This is a genomic window from Sulfitobacter litoralis, assembly GCF_900103185.1.
GTDB classification, from domain to species: domain Bacteria; phylum Pseudomonadota; class Alphaproteobacteria; order Rhodobacterales; family Rhodobacteraceae; genus Sulfitobacter; species Sulfitobacter litoralis.
The window spans coordinates 1-2,799 of the sequence record NZ_FNJD01000050.1 but is presented as its reverse complement, the minus strand read 5'-3'; the positions used below and the strand labels follow the sequence as shown (position 1 = coordinate 2,799).

Below are 2,799 nucleotides of genomic sequence, written 5' to 3'. Positions count from 1 at the left end.
TGTCAGAAAGTGAAAAAGCCAAGATCTTCGACAGTATGTTCGAGGCATTTAGCGAGAGAAGGTGAGGGCAAAGTGGCAGCCCCTTCAGTCGAGAGAGGCGGAAAGCGGGCCCTCGCTGCGGGTGCGCTCATCAAGTCATGGTCTCCCGAAAGTAGTCATTCACGAAGCTACACAACGGATAGTTTATAAACGTGTCGATTTTGATGGAATGTCAGTTTAGGTTGTTAGGTGAAGGCAAAATGAAGGCGTTGATTATTGGCAAACTTTAAATACGATGGTGTTTTCATTGAAAGACAAGAGGCCCTACCAGGGCACCTCAAGTCGGATGGTGAGCAAACTCAGCTTAGTCTCGCGCACTCCCATGATGTCGCGCGATTTTACCAAAGTAATTCGGAAGTTCATGGTTCTTTGGACGATGGGGCTAAAGCCTCACTCATCGATTGCATCAGTCAAGGCAACACCACTTACGGTCTAAGGGATAATGACAGTGCTCGATCGCAAATGTTTCCCCATTTTATCGTGGTCGGAGACGAATGGGTTGATGCGGAGCAGGAATTTGTTTCGCAAATCGAGTATTTTCCAGCCGACGTTGATTGTCTTTCCGGTTTTAGACGTGACTTCGGAATGATCCATCCAACTAAAAACGAATTTCAAAAAATATTAGTCGCTGATGAGGCCAGATTAGCGAAAATTTCCAAAGAGCGCGACTGGGACAAGACTGATAGAGACGCCGTCGACGTAGGCGATCACCCTATTCTACAATACTATTCAGGAAACTTCCAAATTGTTAAAGTAGACTGCAAAGACTGTCTCATTGAGATTTCCAATCGACCTTCACATGGCAGGGGAAGCTCGCGTGGCGTTAAGATTGAAAATCAGATCACCGTAAATCTTAAGTTTCCGAGGCCACTTAAACTCGAAAAAGCAGCGACGAAGCTTCTCATAGTGCATTCATTCTTAGAACTTTGCTTAGGTAAGAGGCAGGAATACCAAAACATAAAGTTGAAGCCCGCTGATAGGAAGGATCACAAACTTTTTGATCTTCACTGGAGCTATGCAAACGAAAGAGTACGAAAGACAGGCCGTCATCCACACGCGGGAGACGTTCTTGCAGACTTTGGCCGACGAAAGTCGGAATTTTCCAAATTGTTAGGAAATTGGGTCGACACATCCGAGCAGATGGCCGAGGCAAGAGGTCGCTTTAGTTCATGCTTTTTTTCGAGCTCTTACAGCCCTGATAGAGTGGTCGCAGCGGCAAACATCTTTGATTTGTTACCGGAAGATCGTGTGCCTAAGGCTCGCCAGCTAGATGAAGAAACACTCGCATTGGTAAAAGAATTTAAGCCAAAATTCCGAAGCCTTCCTGAAAGCTTTGCCCGCCAAGAGATGTTAGGAGCGATTGGCCGGATTGGCAAAGCGAGCCTGCGCGACAAAATCAATCACCGAGTGGCTATTTTGACTAAACATATGGGGTCATCATTTAGTGAGTTGACGGTTCCATGTCAGCAAGGCGTCATCTGTCGAAATCACTATGTTCACGGCAGTGAAGCAGCTTTTGATTATCAAAATGAGTTTCCATCCTTCGCCTTTATCACCGACACATTAGAGTTTGTGTTCGCCCTTTCAGACTTACTCGAAATGGGTTGGAGTTATCGTGATTGGAGAGAGCACGGGACCACCCAATCGCACGCATTTGGATCATATTGCGTCAATTATGCCGGCGAACTCCATAAATTGAAGGAACTTCTAGCCTAAATTGACGATTTCTGAGTAACCCTAGGTCATAATTTGCTACACTTTCAGTTAAAACTCCGGAGTTGCACCTTATTACTGTAGTCCACCCTAACCGCATTGACGTGCAGTCGCACCCAAATCAATACAGCGATTGACTCCATCATGTCTAATGTCCGCTTCAGGGACGTTGTGTCACAGCGTCGCGAGCATTCTTGAACGGCAGCTTAGGGCCGTCAATGTCGTAGCGGTTTTGGCCCTTTGAGGCCCAATTTAAGCCGTTCGATATGAGTGGACGCGGACTGTGCTCTTGCAATGAATTGATGCAGCTCTGAAGGTGCCAACGCATCAGGCTTGGGTCTTGATGCAATTAATTCTTTGAGCGTTTTCAAGCCTGCACGCTCAATTTTTCTGATGTGCCTTGTTTCCTCTGGTTCGGCAAACATCGAGCCCCCCAGATTGCCCCCCAGTGCGGGAAAGTGCCGAGTCTTGTGACGATCCCATTCCTGTCGCGTTTGACGACAAGCCTCTTGAAGTATCAGCATGCTACGCTCCGCAGCTGAGATGCTGTCCTGCGCCTTCACTTGCAAAGCCGTGATATCCGAATCTCGGGCTGCTTTGATGGCTTGCCTTGATGTGCGGAAGGCAAGTGCCGCATAGACCAATGCGCCAGCTGAAATCAGGATCGAAAGGATTTCAAAAGCATTTTGTACAACAAATTCCAAATGTAGTTTCCTTATAAAGGCAGTCTCACAAAGTCATTCTGAGGTGCCAGTCTACGATAAAAGATCGGGTCAGGTTTGTTTGATTTCAAGACCGCCTCATTCGATATGCGCGGCTTGAGCGAGGCGTTGTGGCTCGTTTTGGAAGCGTAGGTCTTCTCATTCGCCAATGGCAGTTATGCGGAAGCGGCGTTGCAGCATTCTAGCAAGCGATCAAAGTCCGGTTTGGGCCGTGAGTGGCGACGGGCCTATACACCTGCTTAGAAGAAACGCGCGCTGCGTCACCGCGAGCCCGCATCAAGCCCAAGGAAGCTCATATGACTTTCTTTCAATAGAAGCATTGTTT

2 protein-coding genes are annotated in these 2,799 nt (G+C 47.6%); one reads left to right on the top strand and one right to left on the bottom strand.

The window, feature by feature from the left end:
• The first annotated feature begins 255 nt into the window (after window positions 1–255).
• Window positions 256–1,755, top strand: coding sequence for an ApeA N-terminal domain 1-containing protein (locus tag BLQ98_RS17930; protein WP_093734540.1), 1,500 nt, complete (start codon window positions 256–258; stop codon window positions 1,753–1,755).
• Window positions 1,756–1,967: 212 nt separating this feature from the next.
• Here BLQ98_RS17930 and BLQ98_RS17925 read toward each other — a convergent pair whose 3' ends face one another.
• Window positions 1,968–2,456 carry a hypothetical protein gene (locus BLQ98_RS17925; RefSeq protein WP_093734539.1) on the bottom strand — a complete coding sequence of 163 codons (489 nt, stop codon included), beginning with the start codon at window positions 2,454–2,456 and terminating at the stop codon, window positions 1,968–1,970.
• Window positions 2,457–2,799: the final 343 nt, after the last annotated feature.